The sequence below is a fragment of the Nocardia sp. NBC_01388 genome (assembly GCF_045040085.1).
Taxonomy (GTDB): Bacteria; Actinomycetota; Actinomycetes; order Mycobacteriales; family Mycobacteriaceae; genus Nocardia.
Map to the genome: position 1 here is coordinate 8,371,842 of NZ_CP109553.1, position 22,509 is coordinate 8,394,350.

Genomic DNA, 22,509 nt, shown 5'->3' on the forward strand with positions numbered 1-22,509 from the left:
ATGATCAGCGCGGTTAGCCTGTTTGCGTGGCACTATCGGCCCGCGCGGGCGCACAGGGAAAGTCCGTCTCGGCACGGGAATTGTTCGCACAGCGGTTGTCGGAACTGTTCGAGGCGGCGGGAAATCCGACGCTGGACCAGGTGGTGCGGATGACCAAGGTCCGCATGCGCCGCACGCAGGGAACGCCGACGATCCAGCGGCTCAGTGACTGGCGGTCCGGGAAGAATGTGCCGGCCAAGTTCTCCTCACTGGAACCGGTGCTGGCGACGCTGATCTATCTCACGCAGCAGAAGCGCGATCAGGTCGCCGGGGTGCAGTTGAATGTTGTTGCCTGGCAACGGCTCTGGGAGGATGCCCTGGTGGAGGCCGGCGCCGGATCGGTGGCCGCGCCGGTCCCGCAGCAGGCGATCCCGCCGCGCCTCACCCTGACCGACACCCTCCCGCGTGATGTGGGCACACTGATCGGCCGCGAGGACGAACTGCAGCGCATTCTCGCGGTCGCCGGGGCCGAGCGGGTGGTGTCCATCCACACCATCGACGGTATGCCCGGAATCGGCAAGACCGCCTTGGCAACTCGGGCCGCGCACCGGCTCGCGGACCAGTTTCCGGACGGCCGCTTCTTCGTCAATCTGCATGCGCACACCCCGGGGCATGTCACCGCGAAACCCGCCGATGTCCTGGCCGGGCTGCTCACCGATCTGGGCACGGACCCCCGCAGCATTCCCGACAGCCTCGACAATCGCCGCAGCATGTGGCGAGATCGACTGGCGGGCAAGCGAATTCTGCTGGTGCTGGACGACGCCCTGGATCACGCACAGGTGGAGCCGCTGCTGCCCAACGGTCCCGGCTGCCTGACGCTGATCACCAGCCGGCGGCGACTGGTGGCACTGGACGGTTCCCAGCCCTTCGCACTGGACACCCTGGATCCGGCGAAGGCCGGCGAATTGTTCTGCACGCTCGCGCGCCGCACACCCGGTCCGGCGGAACGCCCGGCGGTCGCCGAAATCGTCCGGCTGTGCGGATATCTGCCGCTGGCCATCGTGCTGCTCGCCAGTCGCCTGGCGCATCACGCCTCCTGGACCATTACCGGTATGGCCGCGGATGTCGCGACGGCACAGGATCGACTCAGCGAGCTCGAGGCGGGGGAGCGGGCCGTCTACGCGGCCTTCACCATGTCCTATCGTGATCTGCCGCCGGAGCGGCAGCGCCTGTTCCGCCGCCTGAGCCTGCATCCGGGTCCCGATATCGATACGCACGCCACCGCGGTGCTGGACAGTATTCCGGTGAGCGCCGCGCGGCGAGAGCTGGACGCGCTCTTCACCGATCACCTGCTGGACGAACCGGCGGGCGGGCGCTATCGGATGCACGATCTGCTGCGGGAGTACGCGGTCGCGCTCGTCGCGGCCGATCCGGTGGAGGACCGGCGCGAGGTCGTGGAGCGGCTGCTGGATCACTACCAGCACCTCGGTGAGGGTGCGGACCGCTATCTGGCCGGGCAATTGCGCCCGGCGGCCGATACCGGCGCACCGCATTTCTCCGATCGGGCGCAGGCGCTGGCGTGGCTGCGGGCCGAGCGGGGCAATCTGCTCGGCTGTCTGGAATACGCTGCCTCCCAGCATCAGTCGGCCCGGGTGGTCGGGCTGACCAGCGTGCTGTCCGGGCTGCTGCGGCTGGACGGGCCCTGGCCGCTGGCCATCAAACTGCATCGGCGCGCGGCCACCATTGCCGAACACAGCGGTGATCTGGTCGGCGCGGCCGATGCGCTGAGCGATCTGGGCATGGTCCGATACGCGACCGGTGACTATCCGGGGACCGCGGATCTGGTGCGGCAGGCACTGGCGATCTATCAGGAGATCGGGGACCGGATCGGACAGGCCCGCGCGCTGAGCAGCCTGGGACGCCTGGGATATGCGACCGGTGACTATCCGGGGACGGCGGATCTGGTGCGGCAGGCGCTGGCGATCTATCAGGAAAGCGGCGATCGGCGCGGGCAGGCGTACGCCCTCATCGGGCTCGGCGTGGTGCGCTACTCGACGGGTGACTATCCGGGGACGGCGGAACTGCTGCGGCAGGCTCTGGGCTTCTTCCGGGAGATCGGTGATCGCTTCGGCGAGGCCCATGCGCTCAATGAGCTGGGCGTGCTGCGGTATTCGACCGGCGACTACCCGGGCGCGGTGCAGCTGGTGGAGGAGGCGCTGGCCATCTACCGGGATATCGGCGATCGCTTCACCGAGGCGAACGCGCTCGAGGATCTGGTCTCGGTGCGCTTCGCGACCGGTGACTATCCCGATGCGGCCGAGCTGGTGCGGCAGGCGCTGGCGATCTATCGGGATGTCGGTGATCGGCTGGGGGCGGCGTACGCCCTCTGCAGTCTCGGCCGGCTGCGGCATGCCACCGGCGATCTGCCCGGCGCGGCCGGGCGCATGGAGCCCGCACTGGCCATCTTCGCCGAAATCGGCGATCGGGTCGGGCAGGCGTACACCGTCAATGACCTGAGCCTGGTGCAGTATTCGACCGGCGACTACGCGGGCGCGGCCGATCGGATGGAGCAGGGACTGGCCATCTTCACCGAGATCGGCGATCGGGTCGGGCAGGCTTACACGCTGATCGTGCTGGGGCTGGTGCGCTATGCCGGTGGTGAATACGACCGTGCGGGCGATCGCATGCGGCGGGCGCTGGTGATCTTCCGGGAGATCGGTGATCGGGTCGGTGAGGCGTACGCGCTGTGCAGTCTCGGGCGACTGGAATACGCGGCGGGTGATCTGCCCGGTGCGGTGCAGCGAGTGCAGTTGGCCTTGGACATCTTTCGCGGGATCGGTGATCGGGTCGGTGAGGCCTACGCCCTGAGCAGTCTGGGCCGATTGCGCTTCGCCACCGGCGATGCGGCGGGAACCGATGAGCTGGTGCAGGAGGCGCTGACCATCTATCAGGAGATCGGTGACCGCTTCGGACATGCCTTCGGACTGGGCGGCCTGAGCATTCTGCGGAATTCGACCGGTGACTTCGCCGCCGCGACCCAGCTCGCCGAACAGGCGGTGGAGATCTTCCGCGATATCAATGATCGTGTCAGCCAGGCGTATTCGTTCATCGGCCTGGGTTTGCTGCGCTATCAGGCGGGTGATCTCGCCGGTGCCGCGGAACTGGTGGAACAGGCGCCCGCACTGTTCCGCGAGATCGGCGACCGCCTCGGCGAGGTGTACGCCTTCATGGGGCTGGGGCTGGTCCGGTACAAGGCCGGCGACTATGCCGGGGCCGCCGATCTGGTGCAGCAATTGCTGGCCACCTTCCGGGAGATCGGCGAACGTCCCGGCCAGGCCGAACTGCTCGACAAGCTCGGCGCGCTCTGGGAATTCAGCGCGCCGCAGGATGCGGTGGTGTCGTATGTCGATGCGACCCGGCTGGTGCGCGAGATCCAGGTGCGCTGGAAGAAGCGCCGTGTCTGGCGGGATCTGCCGGTGCCCGATACCGCTAGGTAGTGGTCTCGGTCTGGCGGCGGATCTTCCAATCCCGGTGCTGCAGACCCAATTCGGTGATCGGGTCCGCACCGTTGATCCACTCGCGGGCGATGTGGTGCCAGTTCGCGGTGGCGCGCAGCTGGCCCAGCGTGGCGCAGGTCCAGAAGTCGACGCGGCGCGAGAACAGATGCTCCGGCGGCAGGTTCTGCCGCCGCATCCCGTCGAATTCGGTGATGCGCGGGTCGATGGCGTGCAGGAAGGCGCCGGAGGCCAGTTCGGGGGTGATCGGGAGTTCCTCGTCGACCAGACACCATTCGGCCGCCGAGAGCACGTAGTTGTAGCACTCCTCGGCGGTCACGGCGGAGTGCTCGTCGATGACGCCGCGCTCGATCATGAGACGGAACAGCTCGTCGTACTGATCCTCCGCTGCGGCGCGCAGGCAGGTGGCCTCGAAAGCTATGTGCTCCGGGGCCATGCGCTTGTACAGGCCGAAATCGAGGAAGACCACGCGGCCGTCGGCGCGCAGCAGCACATTGCCCGGATGCGGATCACCGCAGAACTCGGCGAGCTCGAACAGGGAACCCACATAGAACCGGTAGATGATCTCGCCGATGCGATCGCGTTCGGCACCGGGGAGCTGTCGCATGGCGTCGAAGTCGATGCCGGGGGAGTATTCGGTGACCAGGACGCGGCGGCTGCTCAGCTCTGGAAAGGCTTGCGGCACAGTGATGAACGGGTGGCCGGCGTACATGGTCGCCACATGGTGCTGGGTATTCGCCTCGACGGTGTAGTCCAGCTCCTTCTCGAAATTGGTGCGCAGCTCGTCGAGCACCGCGAGCGTGAAGCCCGGCAGTGCGACCTGCTGCAGCATGACGCGCAGCAGCCCCAGGTTCCGCAGATCCGCGCGCACCGCCAGATCGATGCCGGGGTACTGGACCTTCACCGCGACCTCGGTGCCGTCGAAAAGTGTTGCGCGATAGACCTGTCCGATCGAGGCGGCGGCAATCGGCTCCGGATCGAAATCGGCGAACAATTGCCGCAGGGGTGCGCCGAGGTCCTCCTCGATGACCTCGCGCATGGCATCGAATTCGACGCTGGGCGCATGGTCGAACAGCACCGCCAGGCGGCGCTGGAATTCCTCGCGCTGCCGGGGCGGCACCAGCTCCAGATCGAGCAGCGACAGCAGCTGCCCGAGTTTCATTGCCAGGCCCTTCATCTCACCGAACACGCCTACCAGCTGTTCGGCCAGGCGCAGCACCGATTCATCGGCCATCCGCGCCCGGACCTCGGCGGAACGGCCGATCATGGACAGCTTGGTGCGGCGTTTGCGCACCGCCTGCACGGCAACCACGGCGCCCAGCTTGGAACCCCGCGCCAGGCGGGAGGTCGATACCGGCTTCGATCCGGTCATTGCCGATCACCCCACTCCAGTGTGCCCAGAAAATCCCGTAGGACCCCGGCGAATTCACCGCGACGCAGACCGCGTTCGCGGACTTCCGGCAGACCCGCCTGGCCCCAGATGAGTCTGGCGGCCAGATCGTCCTCGACTACGAAAATGTCCCACGGCTCGAAGGATTCGGTGCGCGGACCTACGAAGAACGGCCAGTACCGCGCGCCGTCCGCCGCGATCTGCTCATCGGAGCGATCGTCGTCGGCGAAGAGGGCCGCGGTGACGATATGTGCCACCTCGGGCGCGGGCAGCGCCATCAATGCCGGACTGCGGCGGGCGCTATCGCACAGCAGTATGCGTTCGGCCGCGGCCGCCACAGCTCTGATCGCGGTGTTCGGCTGATACCGACCGATCTTCTCACCGCCACACCACCACCGAATTCGACCGAACATCCAGTGTCCCAGCCCCGGTCCTAGTCCCGCGGAGCCGCCGGGCAGGCGATCGAGCTCGTACTCGATCGCGAAGCGGCCATGATCTCCGACCAGCATCATCGCACCCCCTGGAGATCTTTGTCGAAGATCACCACCAACCCGCTCCGAACCGCCACCGCGCCACAGCTCGGCTCCAGCCCGGCACCCCGCGTGGCCGGGCTGGAACCAGGCCACCGCCGCATCGTATGAAGTCCGGAATGTCCGCGCCGTCCCACTCCGGTGGGTAGCAGGGCGAAAGACGCTGCTGGGGAGTGTTTTCCGGTCCGGAGAATCGGTATCCGTTGCGGACGGCCGATCGCACCCTCGGCAGCTTCGAAATGGCATGTTCAGGGTTGGTGATCATCGACCATAATTCGACGATGCAGTTTCCGCGCTCGACGGCCGAGACAGACCACGCCGAAGTTCGTACCCGGTGGACGCCCGCGCGAGTGGAGACATTCAGCGATGGTGTGATGGCCATTGCGATCACGCTGCTGGTGCTCGAGATTCGGCTGCCGGAGGACGGTCATGAGAATCTGCTGCATCAGTTGCTGTCGCTGTGGCCGAGTTACTTCGCGTATGTGGCCTCGTTCGCGACGGTCGGGGTCATCTGGGTGTGCCATCACAATTTCTTCGCCCGTATCCAGCATGTGGATTCGCTGCTGCAGTGGGGCAATATGCTGCTGCTGCTCTGTGTGGGCTTCCTGCCGTTTCCGACCACGGCACTGGCGCACCATATCGATGGCGACCCCTGGAACGCACGCGTCGCGACCGCCTTCTACGGTGTGGTCGCCGCGGTGCAGGCAATGGCCTGGCTGATCATGTGGGTGGCGCTGCGGCGTGATACGACGCTGTTCAAGCCGGGACACGATGCCGAATTCGTGCGTGTGCACAGCCGTTTGGCGTGGATCGGATTCATCGCGTTCGACGTGATCGCGCTCATCGGGCTGGTGCAGCCGATCGTGGCGCTCGTGCTCTATATGGTGGCGCTGGCCGTGTACGCGGCCACCAGCGGCGGCTGGCCCGGGGCGCAGCGCCCGCAACCGGCCGAGTGAGTCGGCTGCGGGCGAGGAGGGTCGCCGGGTACTGGGTACCGTTGCGGTCATGAACTCGCTGCTGCACCGGATCCTGGATATCGCCCCGGTGTGGGTGTACCTCATCGTCACGGCGCTGGTATTCGTCGAGGACGCGATATTCGTCGGATTCGTGGTGCCCGGGGAGACCGCCGCGGTGCTCGGCGGGGTCGCTGCCAGTCAGGGGCACGTGTACCTGTGGGCGATGATCCTGCTCGTGGTGGTCGCGGCGATCCTCGGCGACAGTGTCGGGTACGAGATCGGCAAGCGGGTGGGCCCGCGCCTACTGCAGGTCTCCATCCTGGATCGGCACCGCGGCCGGCTGGACCAGGCCCAGGACTTCCTGGCCCGCCGCGGCGGCTGGGCCGTCTTCCTGGGCCGCTTCGTGGCCTTCTTCCGCGCCATGATGCCCGCACTCGCCGGCACCTCCAAGATGCCCTACCGCCGTTTCCTCGCCTTCAACGCACTCGGCGGCATTGTCTGGGGCACGGCATTCGTGGTGCTCGGATTTGTTGCCGGACAGTCCTATGAGAAGGTCGCGAAGACCGTGGGGCGCGACGCCGCCATCGCGGCCGTCGTCATCGTGGTGGTGGCGCTCATCGTATGGAAGGTGCGCGAACGCCGCCGCGAGCGCTCGTTCGAGAGCGAGTACGAGTCCGCGCACGACGCCGACTGAGCCGCACCGACCGACCGAGTACTGCCGCGGTCAGGTCGAAAGCGCTTGCCGCAGTGTGGCGTACAGGTCGCGTCGCTGCTGGGCGTCGAGATTCTCCAGCGCCGGAACCTTGTGACACCGGTGCAGGCCAAGGCCGTACGCCAACTGGCCGAACCGATCACCGTCAAGGGTGGGCCTGGTGCGGGCTCATGCGCGCAGCCGCGCTCTGGGGGCTTGGGCCGGGCTCGGCGGCTTCGCGGCGACGCTCGGTGTGGTGCTCTCCGGGTTGCTCACCGAGTACGCGTCGTGGCGCTGGTGCTTTCTGATCAATGTTCCGGTGGCGATCGCCGCACTGGTCGTCGTACCGCAGCTCATCCCGGACCGGCGACCCCACGGGAATGCCCCGGCTCGGATCGACGGTCTGGGAGCAGCCTTGATCACAGCCGCGATCGCGGTGCTCGACCTCGGATTGATCGACAGCGGAAGGACTTCCGGCGTCACCACTGCCCTCCGCATGGCGGCGGGTGTGGCGCTGCTGGTCGCGTTCGTGGTCCTCCAGCAACGGTCCCGGGAGGACATTACGGGTCTCGCCTCCGGACTGGTCGCCACCACGCAGCAACTCGGTGGCGCGCTCGGGCTCGGGGTGTTCGGCGCGCTGGCGATCCGCCACAGTTCCGCACTCATGGCGGCGGGCATGCGGCCCGAAACCGCACTGACACAGGGTTTCCGGCTGGCCTTCCTGGTCAGCGCCACGGTGCTGGCGATCAGCACCGTGGTGGTCGGCTTCGGTATCAGCCGCGGCGCCGGAACCAGCCGCTCACCAGAGGGTGGCCGGTTGGCTGAAATCGTCGCGGGGTAGGGGGCCGTCGATGAAGGCCTTGACCCAGAGGCCGTTGACGGTGATGTCGCCGCCGTGATTGCCGAGGAAGGCGATATCGGAAGCGTCTCTGCCGGTGGCGATTCGGACCATGCTGGTGCGCGGGGCCAGGCCGGTGGGATCGAAGACCTGCCAGGCGCCGCGCACATAGGCCTCCGGGACCGAATGGAAATCCATGGGGAAGCAGCCGGGCGGGTAGACCGATGCGACGCGGGCGGGCACGCCGATGGCGCGCAGCAGGGCCACCACCAGATGGGAGAAGTCCCGGCACACACCGGTTCCCGACAGCAGCGTCTCCACCGCGCCATCGCTGGGAAGGCTGCTGCCGGGCGCGTAGCAGATGCGCCGGGCCACCCAGGCCGAGACTCGGGCCGGCATCTCCGGATCGTCTATGCCGCAGCCGAATTCGGCTGCGGCAAAGCCGAGCATCTTATCCGAGTCGATGAATCGGCTCGGGCGCAGGTAGATCGAGCGGTCGTAGTCGGTGACGGGTTCCGGCGCCGCCGCGCCGAACACTGTCGCGCTGTAGTACGCGTGCAGATTCCCTGCGTCACTGTGTATTACGTGTATCCGGGTGCCGTGCGGGCCCAGGACCTCCTGCGGCTGCAGCGTGGCGCCGTCGAGTTCGAACACCAGTGATTCGTTCAGCTCGATTCCCGGCTGCCGGGCGACGGCAATCTGGAATTCGAGGACGGTCGAGGCATGGACTTTGACGTCGAGATGTACGGAGACGTCGCGCTTCACACCTCAATCGTGCCACCGTTCTACTGGTTGATGAACGTGGCGGCGATATTCCAGAAGATCGTCGGGTCGACGCTGTCGAAATCCCAGGTGTCGGTGACGCTGTAGGTGGTTGTGACAATGGCCGGAATATCGAAATCATTGCGGGTGGCGGCGCCGGTGGCCTCGAGTGCGGTGATGACATAGACGGTGGCGGATGCTGCGCTGTGGGGCATGGGAGAGCTCCAATCGAAGTACCGGGCCGAAAACGTTTCCATTCAGTTTCATTCGGGGCATGGGTACGGGGGAGGACCGAAAGCGCCAACTCGGTCGGCAACACGCCAAACTTTGCTGTGAGGGTGCTGGAATGCGCTCTCGCAGGGGAGTTTTCAGCTCCGGCCGGGCTCCTGCCAGCGCTGAATGGCACGGCGGAGACTGGCGGCGTCGGAGTAGCCGAGGATCTCCGCCTGCGCGGCGCGCGGGACCGGCCCGGCGCGATCCAGGCGCCGGCGGCGGGCTCGATCGAGCTCGCGACGCCAACTCGTTCCGGACTCGGCCAGCCGGCGCTGCAGTGAGCGCGGCGAGGTATGAAGTTCGCGCGCAATGGCTTCGAGGGTGGCCGTGCCCTGCGCCAGGGCCGCGTCGAGTGCTTCCGCCAAGCGGTCGGCCCACGTCGGGGGAAACGGCGGCGTCGTGGGCAGGGTGGCCGCATAGCCGTGCAGGACGGCGGACAGATCGGGATCGGCGGTCCGCAGCGGCAGTGCCAGGTCGGCCGCACCCAGGGTGAAGCTGTCGCTCATCGCCCCGAAATCGACTGCCGCAGTGCCGAACAACTCGTCGAATGCGAGCCGCGAATCGGGTGCGCGCTGCCGGAATGTCACCCGTACCGGATCCACGCGGCAGCCGGTGGCCGTACGAGCCCGGCCCAGCAGCAAGGCGAAGGCCGCATGCACGGTCAACTCGCGGCCGCGGCCCTCCTCCACCAGCAACTGCAGCTCATAGGTGACCTCCCGATCGCTGCGGTCGGTGATGCGCATGCCGTAGCTGGTGGTGAGCGATCCGGACAGGCGCAGGCAATCATCCAGCGCCGCACCGAGAGTCGGTGCGGCGAGGAACAGATACTCCAGCAGACCGAGCTCACCGTCCGTGCCGGTGGCGGAGCGCAGCGCGATATCCGGATCGTTCGACTCCTGTTCCAGCAACTCCCACAGCCGCAGGCAGTGCCGGCTGGAGACCCGGTCCCGCTCACCGCCGCCGGACCAGCCGGGCACTCCGGCTCGCTGCGCCAGGCGGTCGGGATCGAGTCCCGCCCGCGCGGCTCGCCGCAGGACGAACCTCGCCATGAGAATGCTGTCGGCTCGATCCGAGCGGGTACTCACCGGCGGAACTCACCGGATAGTGGCGGTCTCAATGCTGTTCGGCGTCGGCGTGCGGATCGTCGGTGACGCCGAGCATCTCCGACTGCCGCTTGCGCGCCCGGTCCACTTCCAGCCGCCAGGTCGTCCCCGAATCGGCCAGGCGTCGTTGCAAGGTGCGCGGACTGGTGAAGAGCCTGCGCGCCACCTGATCCAGCGACGGCTCGCCGTGACGCAGCTCCCGCCGCAGCTCGGTGGCCACCCGGTCCGGCCATTCGGTGGCGTGCGGGGGCGGCGGCGGTGCACTCGCCGCGTACCGGCGCAGCACCGCGGCCAGCATGGGATCGGCGGTGACCTGCGGCAGTTCGAAGTCGGTGAGCCGGTAGGTCATGCTGTCGACCGGCGCACCGAAATCCAGCCGGGTGGTACCGAAGTGCTCGACGAAAGCGCTGTGCTCCTGCGGCGCCCGCTGCCGGAACGTCATGCGCACCGGGTTGACGGGCAGTCCGGTCACCTGGCGGATGCGCGATACCAGAATGCCGAGTGAGGACTGCACGGCCAGCTCCCGGCCGCGTCCTTCGGCATTGATCATATGCAGATCGAAGGTCGCCTCGGTCTCGGTCTGCTCGCCCGGGTCCATCCGGAAATTCGTGCTCACCGCGCCGACGTAGGGGCCCACCACCGCCAGGCCCTCACCGAGGGTATCGGCGGTGGAGATCAGATAGTCGAACAGGCCCAGCTCCCCGACGCGGTAGGTGCCGACCATTCGCAGCGTCGTATTCGGGTCGCCCACTTCACGTTCGAGTAGTTCCCACAGCCGCGGGTAATAGTCGCTGGGGGTTCGGGACTTGTTGTCGGCCAGTAGCCAGGTCGGCATCCCCGCCTCGCGCGCCAGCCGGTTCGGGTCGATACCCGCCGCTGCCGCGCGCGAGAGGATGAATCGCGGCATGAGAACGGTGTCGGAGGTGTGCATCGTGCAATGGTGCGGCGAAATCACCGGCGAATAGCCGGAATCGGCCGAACTGTGTTTCAGCCCGCTGTTTCCAGAACTTCCAGCGCCGCGGCGATCTGTGGCAGTACCGGCGGGCCGAAACCCGCGACCAGATCCGCGAGCGCCCGCGCCACATGTGGTCCGACCGCGGCCGCGGTCAGCACGTCCTCGGCGAGCACGATGCCGTTGACCACGTGCGCGGCACGGATGCGCTGATCGCCGGTGACCTCGTAGCGCCAGCTACCCAGCTGCAGGCGTTCGGGTTCGGAGCGGAACATCCCGCGCCGCGCCGGTGTGCGGACCGCGCCCGGCACCCCGGCGAACACCGTGAAGACCAGGCCGACACCGCCGGGACCGTGCAGCGCGGAACCGATGACACCGGCGGCGCGCTCCGGATCGAATCCGGGAAGGGTCATCGGCTAGCCGTCCATGGGGAGCACGAATTGCGGGGTGATGGTCTCGCCGCTGCCGATGCGGCGCACCGCGGTTCCCGCCGTGTAGAACTCCACCGTGTGCGCGCCCCAGGCGTAGTTCTCGATCCGGAACTCCACCCCGGTCACACCGGCCCCGCCGTCACGCTCCGCCTCGGCCTGCATGCGCGACATGGCCAGTTCGCGAGCTTGATAGCTGCCCTGGGTCCACTGCGGCATCTCGACATTGTTGCCGATCTGGCGCAGCGACTGCATGAAACCCTGTACGGCGATGTGGAATACGCAATTGCCCATCACGAACGCCACCGGCGCGAAGCCGGAACGCAGCAGCGTGACCATGTCCTGACCGGAGAGATGACTGGTGAAGGCCTGGCCGTTGGGGCGGCGGAACTTACCCGGCTCGCCGGTGAAGCGGACCGCGGTGCCGACGGCGATGAACTCCAGATGACTGGCTTCGGCGCCAACATGACGCCACTGCAACCGCACCCCGACAATGCCGTCCGCGTGCAGTGCGTCGGCCTCGGCCTGCATGCGCGACATGGCATTCCAGCGCGCCCGATAGGTGGCCTCGGTGAGCACCGTCAGCTCCTGCTGCTGGCGGATACCGGTGAACTGGAAACCGACGTGATAGACCGAAACGCCCATGACCAGGTCGATCGGCTCGAAGCCCGCACCGTGCAGCAGCGCGAACTCATTGACCGACAGGTCCGAGGTGAAGATCCGCCCCGCATGGGACAGGCGTTCACTCGCGGTCGGTTCCAGCGGTGATCCGGTATTCGGTTGCACGGTTCCTGCCCTTCCGATGACGACCATCGCCACTGTACGACGCCGAATCCGGGAATGCCCGGTGATCGGAATTCGGGCCGCGGCGCAGGCGGGGCAGCGGCCGTATGCTGGCGTTCGGGTGAGTGCGATGCGGCCGGGGAGCGGGATATGCGGGCAGATGTCAGGGGCAGTACCCTCCCGGTGCTGGAGATCCAGCTGGAGCCCGGGGAGGCCGTGATCACCCCGCACGGCGAATTGTCCTGGATGACAACGAATATCGCCATGTCGCAGACCGCGAGCACCGGTAGCGGCGGGCTGCTGAAAGCCGTGAAGCGGGCCGCGGGCGGCGGCGGACTGCTGGTGACCAGGTATCAGGCGAACGACGGGACAGGGCTGGTGGCCTTCGCGGCCAAACTGCCCGGTCACATCATTCCGGTCGATATCGCGCCGCAGCGCAGCGTTCTGGTGCATCGGCACGGGTGGCTGGCCAGTCAGCCCGGCGTGCATGTGAGTCTCGCACTGCAGCAGCGGTTCAGCGGCGGGCTGTTCGGCGGCACCGGTTTCCAGCTACAGCGCTTGGAAGGCGAGGGCCGGTCCTGGATCGAGCTCTCCGGCGAGCTGACCCGCTACACGCTCGAAAAAGGTCAGACCATGCTGGTGCATCCCGGGCATGTCGGAATGTTCGACCAGAGCGTGCAATTCAAGATGACCACGGTGCCCGGCATTCGGAACAAGCTCTTCGGCGGTGACGGCTTCCTGCTCGTGGCACTCACCGGACCCGGGGAAATCTGCCTCCAGAGCATGCCCCTCCCCAACCTCGCACACGCCCTCGCGCCCTACCTGCAGCCCTACTTCGACGAACGCCGCGCCTCGCAGTAACCCCCCCGCCATCCCAGCATGCTTTTGGCCAGGATCCGCTGAAACCGCTGGAGCGCAGCCCGTATGGATCCCGGCCAACAACGCGCCGGGATGACGGGCTGGTGTCGACCTGACGAGCTGGTGCCGGGATGGCGGGTGGTATGCGCAAACGCGAACCGGCCGCCCCTGTTGAGGGGCGGCCGGTTTCAGTACCGCGGGTCGGGCGCTGGTGTCAGCGGCGACCGGTGCGCGGGGAGGCGGACTGATCGCGGGACGCGGCCGCCTGGGGGCGGGAGGCGCGGCGGCGAGCAGGTGCGGCATGGGCGCGGTCGGCGCCGCGAGTGGCGGTGCCGGCAGCGCTGGCGCCGCGAGGTGCGTTTCCGGTGGAACCGGCATTGCGAGCGGAGGTTCCACTGCTCGCGCGGTCATCGCCCGTGCTGGTGGAGTAGGTACTCGGGGCGCTCGCGCCACGGTCGTAGCCGGAGCCGCGGCCCCCGCTGACACCACGGCGCTCAGCGCCATTGGCGCTGCGTGCGGCGGCGGTACCACCACTGCGGCCGTTTCCGGCGCCCGTGCCACGTACCGCGCCGTTGCCGGTGCCACGCGACGCTCCGGCACCCGGGGTGCGGGCCCGCTGCGGGCGGGCGCCCTGACCACCGGACGCGCCACGACGGCTGTCCGCGCGGCGCGGGTTGTCGATGCGGTCATCGGAAAGGGATGCGGCGGAGGGTGTTACGAGGGCGGCGACGGGGCCGACCAGCTCCGCCACGGAGGGGGAGTGCGCGGTCACGCGCTGCGGCTCGACATTGATGCCGGCCTTGCGCAGCAGGATGGCGACATCCTTGCGCTGCTCGGGCAGGACCACCGTGACCACATCGCCGGAGCTGCCGGCGCGGGCGGTACGGCCCGAACGGTGCAGGTAAGCCTTGTGTTCCGCGGGCGGATCCACGTGCACGACCAGCTGGACGTCATCGACGTGCACACCGCGGGCGGCGACGTCGGTGGCGACCAGGACCCGGGCGGTGCCCGCGGAGAAGGCTGCCAGGTTGCGATCGCGGGCCGCCTGCGAGAGGTTGCCGTGCAGATCGGTCGCCGGAATGCCCGCGGCGGTCAGCTGCTTGGCGAGCCGGCGCGCGTGATGCTTGGTGCGCATGAACAGGATTCGGCGACCCGCCCCGGAAGCCAGGGCATAGACCAGATCGCGCTTGGCATCGGCGCCATTGGTCTCGAAGACGTGGTGGGTCATATCCGGGACATGCGAATCGGCCGAATCGACGCTGTGCGTCAGCGGGTTCCGCATGAACCGCTTGACCAGCTTGTCCACGCCATTGTCGAGCGTGGCCGAGAACAGCAGACGCTGCCCGTCGGCGGGGGTCGCCGCGAGAATCCGGGTGACGCCGGGGAGGAAGCCGAGGTCGGCCATGTGGTCGGCCTCGTCGAGCACGGCGATCCGCACCCCGTCCAGCGATACCAGACGCTGCTTCATCAGGTCTTCGAGGCGACCGGGGCAGGCGACGACAATGTCGACACCGGCCTTGAGGGCCTTGGCCTGGCGGTTCTGCGGGACGCCGCCGAAAATGGTGGTCACCGTCAGCCCGGTGGCCTTGGCCATCGGCTCGATGGCGGTGGCGATCTGAGTCGCCAGCTCACGGGTCGGGGCAAGAATCAGACCGACCGGGCGGCCCGGGCGGCGAGCGCCTCCGGTGCCGCCGGCGAGCCGCTCGACCAGCGGAATGGAGAAGGCCAGCGTCTTACCGCTACCGGTGCGGCCGCGGCCCAGCACATCGTGGCCGGCGAGTACGTCGACCAGCGTGGCGGCCTGAATCGGCATCGGTGCGGTAATACCGCCCTTGGCCAGCGCGGCGACGATTTCTTTGCGTACGCCGAGAGCGGCGAAAGACGTGGTGGGGCTGGATGAGGGAGTCGTCATAAAGGTTCCTGGTGCCTTTCGAGCATCGGGGTGAATCGCAGGGGCGTGCCGGACTGTCGTCCGCACTTGCTGACCTCGCTGCGTGGCCGACGCGAAGAAAAGACATCCACGACGGAGTGGAGTATGCAAGATCGCTACTCGACGGCTACAACCATAGCTCAAGCCCGCTGATTCCCCGCCATCCGCCGAATGTGATGTCGCTTGCCTCCGGTTTCAGAGTGACCCAGGCCTCAGTTCCGCGGTGCGCTGATAGCCGGCGGACCGCCACGCGTGTGCGAGGAATCAGGGGCGTGTCGCTCGACACTCAGGTCTGGCGCAGCCGCCGCCGATGTCATTGGGCCATAGCCATCGCGCTGCGCGTTGCTCGACCTCAGGTCTTCGACCGCAGAACGGCACACTGACGGCCTCCGGCCGATACGCAGGAACGCCGCAGGCTCTCGGCCTGCGGCGCTGTGCTTTTCGGTTATCGGTCACTGCCCTCAGGCTCCGGTATCGACCGGCAGCGAGATGACGAGGTCCTGTTCGTTCTGGGGGAGGTAGTGCACCTGCACCACCCGGCCGATCTGGACGAGGCCGACCTGGGCCGGGGGCAGGAACTTTTCGGTGCGGGCCTCGAAGTTGCTGCCGTCCGGGCGGGTGACGATCAGGGTCAGGTCCAGGCGGGGGTGGCCGTCGCGGATTTCACCGGGGACCGAGAGCGCGCGCACGACGGCCTGGGCGAGGATGCCGTTGCGGGCGATGTTCAGCTTGGCCTCGGTGGTGATGCCCTTGCGAATCATGGCCTGGTTCATGGCATCCTGCGCTGCGGCGCTGTTGCCGGAGAGGTCGATCTCCACGCGGCCGGGGCGGTCGGGCAGGTAGCGGACGGGCAGTACCACGCCGGTGCGCAGCAGGGCCAGTTCGGTGAACGGCACGATCATCTTGGCGTAGGCGGGGAAGGTTTTGCCGTCGACGCCCTCGACGCGGAAGTCGATGCGCACCTGCGGCTGCTCATTGAGGGAGACGCCGGTATTGCGCACCGATTCGACGGTGCCGAGGCCGATCAGGCCGTGCCGGAACTCTGAGCTGTTGTTGCCGGTCAGGGCCGACATGATGCTGTCACCGGTGAAGGCGAGAACGATGGGGACGATGGTGAGGGCGGCGATCGGGAGTCCCATCTGCCAGCCGACCCAGGGGAGAAAGTCATCGGAGGTGAGGCCGTGCCACAGGTAGTAGGCGACCGACAGCACCAGGAACGCGGCGGCGGCAATACGGATCGGAGTCTTCATGATTTCCTCGAAATCAATTGCTGGGCAGGAAGTATGAGTCCCGCTCATGCCCGGAGCGGCATGAGCGGGGCGGGTGCAATCGCCGTTGCGCGGGATCAGCCGCCGACGATGCTGGAGCAGGCGAAGGTGATGTCGAACTTCGAGTTCTTGACTCCGGCAGTCGGATTGGTGAGGTCGGGGGCGCCGACACCCTCACCGGTGACGTGATAGGTATCGCCGCTCTTGGTGACCGTGGCGGAGCCGCCGGGAGCGCCGTTGCCGTAGCCGACCGCGTACGGCATACCGTTCTGGCCGCCCTTGGAGCCGGCGATGCCGACCGCCTGCACGGTGTTGTCGCCGGCGATGGCGGCGCTCACGCTGAGCTGGCCGTAGGTGGAATTGCCGGTATCGGTCAGTGCCAGGGCCAGGGTGCCGCCCTGCTTGGCGCAGGTGGTGGTGAAGTCGGCGGTCAGGGCATTGCCGTCGACGGAGGCGCTGGACTTTCCGGCGGGAGCGGCGGTGCCGGGTGCGGCCGAGGTGGCTGCGGAGGCCGACGTGGTGGGGGCCGCCGAGGAGGAGGGTGAGCTGCTGGAGTTGCTACTGCAACCGGTGACCAGCATCGCGGTCGCGGCGGTCGCGGCGAGGGCGGCGGTGGTCAGGCGAATCGACTTGGTGTTCATGGTGGTTCCTTGTTCTCTGGTTCGGTTCGCTGTCGGAGCCGATGAGAGAACCGTAGGAAGCACCCCACGCCCTACCGATACCAACTTTCAGCGCGCGAGAGTAGGGGAAACTCCGCTAACCTGCCCGAATGCGACAGCCGCGGGCAATGGTGCTTGATGAGGTCTGGCGCCGGCTGGCCGGTGTCGAAGCCTTGAGCGGGCCGAATGGCGGTCCGCTGCGCCGCACCGTGAAGTTGATTCTGGATCCGCTGGTCATTCGCCCGGTGCAGCATCCGCTGTGTGCGGGCACGATCCTGACCGCCGACGGGGCGGTACTGCTGGCAACCCGCGTCCACGCCGCCGCCGATGTCCTGCGGGCCACCGCCGCCTGGTTCAACCTGCTCAAGCAGACCCGGCGGGCGCTGCGCATCACCGAGGGCAATGCGCAGGATCTGTACTTCCAGCGCTGCTTCGAGCTGGCGACCGTCTCGGGCATGCCGAACGCCGCGCGGGACGGGGCCGCGGCCGAGGCCGCCCTGCGGGAGATCCACGATCTGACCGCCGGGCGCACCACCCAGGCACTGAAGGAGTATCTGACCGATCCGGCGCGGGCGCGCGAGGTGAGCGAGCTGATCGGGACGGCCTGGCGGCGGCGGCCGCTCACGGCCACCCCCGACCACGGGCAGGCGCTGGCCGAACTGCTCGATGGCTGCGCGGCGGCGCGGCTCGGTGACGGCGGTAAGGACGTCGATATCGACGATCTGGTGGCGGCGTCCATGGGAACGCACAGCGGGATTCGGCTGTGGCGGGAGGAAAATGGCGGTGCGGCAGCGGAATTGGGGCTGACCACGCATCCGCTGCCGCAGCCGCCGCGGGTGGGGGAATCGGCCTCGAAGGCGAGCCTGGGCCTGCCGTTCGACCGCACCATTCACGAGCGGGTCTTCACCGTGCTACAGGCCGCCAGCGAACGCGCCGACCTGCCGCCGATTCCGGAGCTGGTGGACGCCGAGATCGCCCGGGCCTGCGCGCCGTGGGCGCTGCTGGACGAATCGCTGCGGGTCACCGCCGCCGCGGGCACCGTACTCGCCATTCAGCTGCGGCCCATCGACGAGGCCCGGGCCGTCGCGACGGCGGGCGCCGTGCGGGTGATCAATGGGCGTTGGCAGCGGGAAGCTTACGTCCTGCAGGCTCGTAGGATGGTGGTGCGTCCGGATGCGCCGGCGGGACCGCTGGCGGGTATCGCGGCCGATCTCCAGGTGCCCTGGCGGCCGTATCTGCGCCGGCTGTGGCCACGGCTGCACGGGCGCGATGTGCGGGAAATGCCGGTGTACGCGCCGGATGAGCTGTGGGATCTGCTCGATGGCGTGGCGCGCTCGGTGATTCTCGATCACCGTATGCGGGTGAAGCGGGCCTTGGCGGCGACAGCGGTCGCGGCCGAACTCGATGACCTGGAATCGAGGGTGGGATGAGCGGCTCGGCATTGCAGATCCGGCGCTACGGGGGCGGGCTGAGCGGCATTGTGCCCGACGGCGCCGCGACGGTGCTCGATGCGGCGGCCGAGGTGGACACCATGGTGCTCGAGGTCGCGGGTGGCTATCTGAGCTGGAGTGTGCTTGCCGGGCAATCGGTTCCGGCGGCGGTGATCGACGATCTGGAGCTTGCGCAGGAGTGGGTGTGGGCCATGTACGGCGCGCCGATCGCGCTCGCTCTCGATCGGGACCAGGCCGGCGAGGCGACTGCCGCGCCCGCGCTACCGGCGCTGGCGGTGAGCGCCTGGCGACTCGCGTACGCGCACTGGGCGGCTCGATGGTGGCCCGCCTCGACGCTGGATGGGATCGCGCCGCTCGATGCGGGACTGCTGGAGCGCGATATCGCGGCGCTCACGCTGGAGTGCGAATCGCTGGTGGATGGCGCGGACGCTCTGGTTCCGGTGGTGGCCGAGATGGTCGAAACTCGTTTGCGGGCTGCGGATTACGCATTGGCTGCGGGTGAGAAGACACCCGATGGGCTGGTGCTGGCGCGCGGGGTCGGCGGCTGGGATTGGCGGCGGTGCCCGCCCGGGCTGGTGGATGCGTCCGAGCGGGCGGTGTCCTGGCAGGCGGTTCGGGAGGCGGGTTCGACGATCGTGGCGGTCAGCGCGGTGGCGGCCCCGGGAGTTCCCGCCGGCGTGCCCGCGCATCTGCGGCCGTGGGCGCGTATCGATACCGGTGCGGGCGTGGGGGAGATCGCACTACGCGCCGAGGGCGGCGCCTGGGTCGGCGAACTCGCCGTGGCCGGCGCGGATCCGAATGTGCACGTGGATATTCACGTTCCCGGGTTCGGAGTGAACCCCGGCTCCGATTCCGCCGAAATGCGGCAGCGGATTCGTGCGTTCGCGGTGGAGCGCCTGCGGCGCACCGCCGTTCCGGGCTCGGTCGACGGGGCGCCCGATGCCCCGCTGCTCGCCGAGATCGCCGCCGCCGCCGACGATTCGGACTTCTGAGTTGGTGAGCACAACCGGCCGGGGGGCCGCCGACGAATCCGCGGTACTGCGCGCCGGGGCCGAGGCGATGGCGCGCGGTGAACTGGGGGAGGCGCTGCGGATCTTCGAGGATGCCGTGCGCACCGAGACCGGGGATATCCAGGTGTGCGCCATGGTCAATGCCGCTTGTGTGGCAGATCAATTGGGTGATCACGCCGGTGCGGTGGTGCGCTTCCGGGACGCGCTGGGACTGATGGGTCCGGAGGCGCCGCGGATGCGGCCGGCCGCGCTGATCAATCTGTCCCAGGCCCTGCAGCGCCTGGGTGATCTGGACGGTGCGCAGGAGGCGCTGGAGCAGGCGCGCGAATTGCTGAGCGCCGATACCGCGCCCGGTGAGCTGCGGTACGCCTGTCTGGTGTCCTTGACCGCGGTGGCGCTGCATCGGCAGCAGTGGGCGCGCGGGATCGAGCTGGCCAATGAATCACTCGATGCCGCAATTCATTTCGCGCCCGGGCAGGTCGGGCATTCGCTGATGAATCTGGCGACCGCGCATTTCGAGACGGGGCGCTGGGAGCTGGCCGAGGATTTCGCGGGTCAGGCGCTGGTCGCCTTCGAGGCCGCGGCCGATCACGACGGTGTCGCCGAGACCCGGCAGAACCTCGCCGTGATGTACACGCGCTCCAGCCGTTTCGATGATGCGGAGCGACTGCTGATCACCGCGCAGGAGTATTTCGAGGCGGCCGGATATGCGCATCGCGCCGGAATCGGCTGGAAGGTCATGGGTTTCATTGCCGAGGACCGGGACCAGCCTGAGCTGGCGGTCACCCGATACCGGCAGGCGCTGCAGCGTTTCGACGAATCCGGTGCGGTGGTGGATGCCGCCGATGTGCGGACCCGGCTGGCGACCGTCGCCTTCGCCACCGGACGGCTGGAGGAGGGCGAAGCCGAATTGGCCGCCGCCCGCAGCACCTATGCCGAACACGGCCTGGGTCTGCTGTGCGCCCAATTGGATTACTGGCACGCGGGATTGGCGGAACCGCTCATCGATTCGCTGCCCGGCCTGCTCGCCCAAGCCGTGGACCTGGCCATCCCCGCGGCCCTCGCCCTCGACGCGGTCCGCTACGAACTCCCCGACGGCGCACAGCGCGAAACCTGGAACCGCCGCATGGCCGATCCGGCCCTGCGCCTGGCCTTCCGCTACGCCTACCTCTCCGGTGACGCCCAGCTGGTCGCCGACCTCATCGAAACCGCCTGCGCGGGAACCACCCTCGATATCGGCAGGCTCTCCGCCGCCCCGCCCCGCCTCCCCCTCGACACCCTGGACCCGCTCGCCCCGCCACCCGCCAGCTCCGCCCCGGTGAACGACGCCCTCCAACTCGGCACCGCCCTCGCCTCGGTCGCCGCCGGCGCCGGGCTCCCGGTCACCCCGCCCCCACAGGTCGCGGTCGCCCCCGACGGCCACATAGCCCTCGCCGGCTGGATAGCCGCCGCCGAAGAGCGCTACGGCCGCCGCATCCGCGACGATCGGGTCGTCCAGGCATGACGCGGGCCGGAACATTCGTCGCGGAACGGCCGGATCGCGCGCGCGGCCGGGGTATGCGAGCAGCGCTACGGCCGCCGCATCCGCGACGATCGGGTCGTCCAGGCATGACGCGGGCCGGAACATTTGTCGCGGAACGGCCGGATCGCGCGCGCGGCCGGGGTATGCGAGCAGCGCTACGGCCGCAATCGTCGCGAAGAGTGCGTCGCTGGTGCGTGACAGGGGGCGGACATCCATCGGGATGGATGGCGGCAGGCCGTCAGCGGTATGAGCGGTTCGAAGCGACGGTATCCGCTGTCGGACGAGAGGTTCGGGCATGACAGGGGTGCAGCCGACCGCGTATGTGCGGATGGCGGACGCGGGGGATTTGTATCTGACGTGGCGGTGGGTCGATCACGATGCGCCCGGGGGTGTGGGGGTGGTTCCCGAGGCGCAGGTGGAGAAGGCGGTGCTGCGGTTCGCCGGGGCGCTGCCGGCGCCGGGGGTGGGGGGTGGGCTCGAAGCAGCGCTCACCAGTGGGGAATTGGCGTCCTACGAGGCGGAAAACATCTTGGCGCAGGTGCTTTCGGCGACATTTCTGCCGTATCAGCTGGCGGTGGCGCTGTACGAGCTGCATGTGCGGGGCGTGCGGCCGCGATTGCGGATTCAGCCTTCGCCGCGGGTGGCGCAGATTCCGTGGGAGTTGCTGGCGCCGGATCCGGGGCTGCGGCTGGTGGAGATCGCCGAGGTGAGTCTGCTTGCGCCGCCGGGCATTGTGCATGCGCCGGCGCGGGTGGCGCGGTCCTGGGCGCAGACCCGGGAGCAGCCGGTGGTCGCCGTGCTCGATCCCCGGGTGCCGGGATTCCGGGCCGATTCCGCGCTGGGCTCGGTACTCGGGCGGATAGCTGCGGACGCGCCGCTGGCGGCCCTGGTCGCCGCTCTCGCGGCGCGGGATCGATTGGTGCCGAAGGTGAGTGATCCGGTCACCGCGTTCCGGCGCACCGATGTGGATCGGGTGTGGCTCGGCGAGGTACTGCGTGCCGGTGCGGCGCGACTGCTGTACGTGGGGCATGTGACGGCGGCGCCTCCGTCCTCCGGGCAGAGCGAGTCCGCCACCATGCATCTGGCGTGCACGGCCGACACCGTGGGATTCGCACCCGCGCAGCGTGATCACCGGCCGCTCTCGGCGCGGGATCTGCTGCTGGGCACCTATACGCTGTCCGCCGAACCGCGCAGCGGCCCGCAATTGTGGCCGATTCCGAGCCGGGTGGCACTGATCGCCTGTGAAAGCGGCGGCGATCTGCGGTTCGGTGAGGCGCTCGGCCTGGTCGCCGCAATGCTCACCGGCGGTGCGGAACTCGTCACGGCGGGACGCTGGGCACTGCCCACAGATCTGGCTTTCCAGCGGATGGGCGGTGCGGGGCCGGAATGCCGTCCGCTACAGGAGGCGGTGTGCGCCATCGATGCCGCCCACGAGCAGACAGATCCTGTTGCGGCGCTCAATGATTGGCAGCGGACCCGCTTGGCGGCCTGGCGTGCCACCGGCGGTATCGAGCACTCACCGCTCGTCTGGGCCGCCTTCGCGACAGTCGATGCCCGCTGACAGCATCGATGCCCGCTGACAGCTCAGCGGGCATTGATGCGGGGCGCGAG

The 22,509-nt window shown here is 68.4% G+C and carries 19 protein-coding genes and 1 pseudogene; 9 read left to right on the forward strand and 11 right to left on the reverse strand.

Annotated features, from left to right (window positions below; translation table 11 throughout):
- Window positions 1-26: 26 nt before the first annotated feature.
- Window positions 27-3,476, forward strand: a complete 3,450-nt coding sequence (locus tag OG716_RS39590; RefSeq protein WP_405135311.1) for a tetratricopeptide repeat protein — start codon at window positions 27-29, stop codon at window positions 3,474-3,476.
- Here the strand turns inward: OG716_RS39590 and OG716_RS39595 are convergent.
- Entirely contained in the window at window positions 3,469-4,866 is a 1,398-nt protein-coding gene (locus OG716_RS39595; protein WP_405135312.1) for an ABC1 kinase family protein, read from the reverse strand. The genes OG716_RS39590 and OG716_RS39595 overlap by 8 nt on opposite strands.
- Entirely contained in the window at window positions 4,863-5,396 is a 534-nt protein-coding gene (locus tag OG716_RS39600) for an Imm42 family immunity protein (protein WP_405135313.1), read from the reverse strand. The genes OG716_RS39595 and OG716_RS39600 overlap by 4 nt, the downstream gene beginning before the upstream one ends.
- A gap of 299 nt (window positions 5,397-5,695) precedes the next feature.
- Here OG716_RS39600 and OG716_RS39605 point away from each other — a divergent pair, with 299 nt between their 5' ends.
- The 3 genes and pseudogenes from OG716_RS39605 to OG716_RS39615 form a co-directional block, all read left to right on the forward strand.
- Complete coding sequence (locus OG716_RS39605) at window positions 5,696-6,370, forward strand: TMEM175 family protein (RefSeq protein ID WP_405135314.1); 675 nt, start codon at window positions 5,696-5,698, stop codon at window positions 6,368-6,370.
- A 49-nt stretch (window positions 6,371-6,419) separates the two neighbouring features.
- Window positions 6,420-7,064: a DedA family protein gene (locus OG716_RS39610; protein ID WP_355127220.1), complete on the forward strand. Its 645-nt coding sequence runs from the start codon at window positions 6,420-6,422 to the stop codon at window positions 7,062-7,064.
- Window positions 7,065-7,221: 157 nt separating this feature from the next.
- A pseudogene (locus OG716_RS39615) lies at window positions 7,222-7,902 on the forward strand (MFS transporter); the annotation flags it as partial.
- Here the strand turns inward: OG716_RS39615 and OG716_RS39620 are convergent.
- From OG716_RS39620 to OG716_RS39645, 6 genes are all read right to left on the reverse strand, one after another.
- On the reverse strand, window positions 7,861-8,664 hold the full coding sequence (locus tag OG716_RS39620; RefSeq protein ID WP_405135315.1) for a transglutaminase family protein: 804 nt from the start codon (window positions 8,662-8,664) through the stop codon (window positions 7,861-7,863). The pseudogene OG716_RS39615 and the gene OG716_RS39620 sit on opposite strands and share 42 nt — an antisense overlap.
- A gap of 20 nt (window positions 8,665-8,684) precedes the next feature.
- Window positions 8,685-8,876: a hypothetical protein gene (locus tag OG716_RS39625; protein ID WP_297613687.1), complete on the reverse strand. Its 192-nt coding sequence runs from the start codon at window positions 8,874-8,876 to the stop codon at window positions 8,685-8,687.
- 153 nt (window positions 8,877-9,029) lie between these two features.
- Window positions 9,030-9,983 (reverse strand): AraC family transcriptional regulator ligand-binding domain-containing protein, encoded by a 954-nt coding sequence (locus tag OG716_RS39630; protein ID WP_405135316.1) that lies wholly within the window; start codon window positions 9,981-9,983, stop codon window positions 9,030-9,032.
- A gap of 64 nt (window positions 9,984-10,047) precedes the next feature.
- A complete protein-coding gene (locus tag OG716_RS39635) occupies window positions 10,048-10,968 on the reverse strand; it encodes an AraC family transcriptional regulator ligand-binding domain-containing protein (RefSeq protein WP_405135317.1) in 921 nt (306 codons plus the stop codon).
- A 56-nt stretch (window positions 10,969-11,024) separates the two neighbouring features.
- Window positions 11,025-11,402, reverse strand: a complete 378-nt coding sequence (locus OG716_RS39640; RefSeq protein WP_327141504.1) for a DUF5073 family protein — start codon at window positions 11,400-11,402, stop codon at window positions 11,025-11,027.
- 3 nt (window positions 11,403-11,405) lie between these two features.
- The gene (locus OG716_RS39645; protein WP_405135318.1) at window positions 11,406-12,203 is read right to left on the reverse strand and encodes a heavy metal-binding domain-containing protein; all 798 of its coding nucleotides are present in this window, start codon (window positions 12,201-12,203) and stop codon (window positions 11,406-11,408) included.
- A gap of 147 nt (window positions 12,204-12,350) precedes the next feature.
- Here OG716_RS39645 and OG716_RS39650 point away from each other — a divergent pair, with 147 nt between their 5' ends.
- Complete coding sequence (locus tag OG716_RS39650; RefSeq protein ID WP_405135319.1) at window positions 12,351-13,061, forward strand: TIGR00266 family protein; 711 nt, start codon at window positions 12,351-12,353, stop codon at window positions 13,059-13,061.
- A 211-nt stretch (window positions 13,062-13,272) separates the two neighbouring features.
- Here the strand turns inward: OG716_RS39650 and OG716_RS39655 are convergent, their stop codons facing one another.
- The 3 genes from OG716_RS39655 to OG716_RS39665 all read right to left on the reverse strand — a co-directional run bounded on the left by OG716_RS39655 (window position 13,273) and on the right by OG716_RS39665 (window position 16,897).
- On the reverse strand, window positions 13,273-14,970 hold the full coding sequence (locus OG716_RS39655) for a DEAD/DEAH box helicase (RefSeq protein ID WP_405135320.1): 1,698 nt from the start codon (window positions 14,968-14,970) through the stop codon (window positions 13,273-13,275).
- A 479-nt stretch (window positions 14,971-15,449) separates the two neighbouring features.
- A complete protein-coding gene (locus OG716_RS39660; RefSeq protein WP_405135321.1) occupies window positions 15,450-16,238 on the reverse strand; it encodes a hypothetical protein in 789 nt (262 codons plus the stop codon).
- A 95-nt stretch (window positions 16,239-16,333) separates the two neighbouring features.
- Entirely contained in the window at window positions 16,334-16,897 is a 564-nt protein-coding gene (locus OG716_RS39665) for a lipoprotein LpqH (RefSeq protein WP_405135322.1), read from the reverse strand.
- A gap of 146 nt (window positions 16,898-17,043) precedes the next feature.
- Here OG716_RS39665 and OG716_RS39670 point away from each other — a divergent pair, with 146 nt between their 5' ends.
- The 4 genes from OG716_RS39670 to OG716_RS39685 all read left to right on the forward strand — a co-directional run bounded on the left by OG716_RS39670 (window position 17,044) and on the right by OG716_RS39685 (window position 22,459).
- On the forward strand, window positions 17,044-18,345 hold the full coding sequence (locus OG716_RS39670; protein ID WP_405140241.1) for a hypothetical protein: 1,302 nt from the start codon (window positions 17,044-17,046) through the stop codon (window positions 18,343-18,345).
- Window positions 18,342-19,358: a hypothetical protein gene (locus OG716_RS39675; protein WP_405135323.1), complete on the forward strand. Its 1,017-nt coding sequence runs from the start codon at window positions 18,342-18,344 to the stop codon at window positions 19,356-19,358. The genes OG716_RS39670 and OG716_RS39675 overlap by 4 nt, the downstream gene beginning before the upstream one ends.
- A gap of 67 nt (window positions 19,359-19,425) precedes the next feature.
- Window positions 19,426-20,880 (forward strand): tetratricopeptide repeat protein, encoded by a 1,455-nt coding sequence (locus OG716_RS39680; protein ID WP_405140243.1) that lies wholly within the window; start codon window positions 19,426-19,428, stop codon window positions 20,878-20,880.
- Between the two features lie 313 nt (window positions 20,881-21,193).
- Window positions 21,194-22,459 carry a CHAT domain-containing protein gene (locus OG716_RS39685; RefSeq protein WP_405135324.1) on the forward strand — a complete coding sequence of 422 codons (1,266 nt, stop codon included), beginning with the start codon at window positions 21,194-21,196 and terminating at the stop codon, window positions 22,457-22,459.
- Window positions 22,460-22,509: the final 50 nt, after the last annotated feature.

What these genes read in the sequence shown, in the direction of transcription:
- OG716_RS39595 (WP_405135312.1), bottom strand. Translation starts at nt 4,866, where the DNA reads ATGACCGGATCGAAGCCGGTATCGACCTCCCGCCTGGCGCGGGGTTCC.
- OG716_RS39600 (WP_405135313.1), bottom strand. Translation starts at nt 5,396, where the DNA reads ATGATGCTGGTCGGAGATCATGGCCGCTTCGCGATCGAGTACGAGCTC.
- OG716_RS39605 (WP_405135314.1), top strand. Translation starts at nt 5,696, where the DNA reads ATGCAGTTTCCGCGCTCGACGGCCGAGACAGACCACGCCGAAGTTCGT.
- OG716_RS39610 (WP_355127220.1), top strand. Translation starts at nt 6,420, where the DNA reads ATGAACTCGCTGCTGCACCGGATCCTGGATATCGCCCCGGTGTGGGTG.
- OG716_RS39625 (WP_297613687.1), bottom strand. Translation starts at nt 8,876, where the DNA reads ATGCCCCACAGCGCAGCATCCGCCACCGTCTATGTCATCACCGCACTC.
- OG716_RS39630 (WP_405135316.1), bottom strand. Translation starts at nt 9,983, where the DNA reads ATGGCGAGGTTCGTCCTGCGGCGAGCCGCGCGGGCGGGACTCGATCCC.
- OG716_RS39635 (WP_405135317.1), bottom strand. Translation starts at nt 10,968, where the DNA reads ATGCACACCTCCGACACCGTTCTCATGCCGCGATTCATCCTCTCGCGC.
- OG716_RS39640 (WP_327141504.1), bottom strand. Translation starts at nt 11,402, where the DNA reads ATGACCCTTCCCGGATTCGATCCGGAGCGCGCCGCCGGTGTCATCGGT.
- OG716_RS39650 (WP_405135319.1), top strand. Translation starts at nt 12,351, where the DNA reads ATGCGGGCAGATGTCAGGGGCAGTACCCTCCCGGTGCTGGAGATCCAG.
- OG716_RS39655 (WP_405135320.1), bottom strand. Translation starts at nt 14,970, where the DNA reads ATGACGACTCCCTCATCCAGCCCCACCACGTCTTTCGCCGCTCTCGGC.
- OG716_RS39660 (WP_405135321.1), bottom strand. Translation starts at nt 16,238, where the DNA reads ATGAAGACTCCGATCCGTATTGCCGCCGCCGCGTTCCTGGTGCTGTCG.
- OG716_RS39665 (WP_405135322.1), bottom strand. Translation starts at nt 16,897, where the DNA reads ATGAACACCAAGTCGATTCGCCTGACCACCGCCGCCCTCGCCGCGACC.
- OG716_RS39670 (WP_405140241.1), top strand. Translation starts at nt 17,044, where the DNA reads ATGGTGCTTGATGAGGTCTGGCGCCGGCTGGCCGGTGTCGAAGCCTTG.
- OG716_RS39675 (WP_405135323.1), top strand. Translation starts at nt 18,342, where the DNA reads ATGAGCGGCTCGGCATTGCAGATCCGGCGCTACGGGGGCGGGCTGAGC.
- OG716_RS39680 (WP_405140243.1), top strand. Translation starts at nt 19,426, where the DNA reads ATGGCGCGCGGTGAACTGGGGGAGGCGCTGCGGATCTTCGAGGATGCC.
- OG716_RS39685 (WP_405135324.1), top strand. Translation starts at nt 21,194, where the DNA reads ATGACAGGGGTGCAGCCGACCGCGTATGTGCGGATGGCGGACGCGGGG.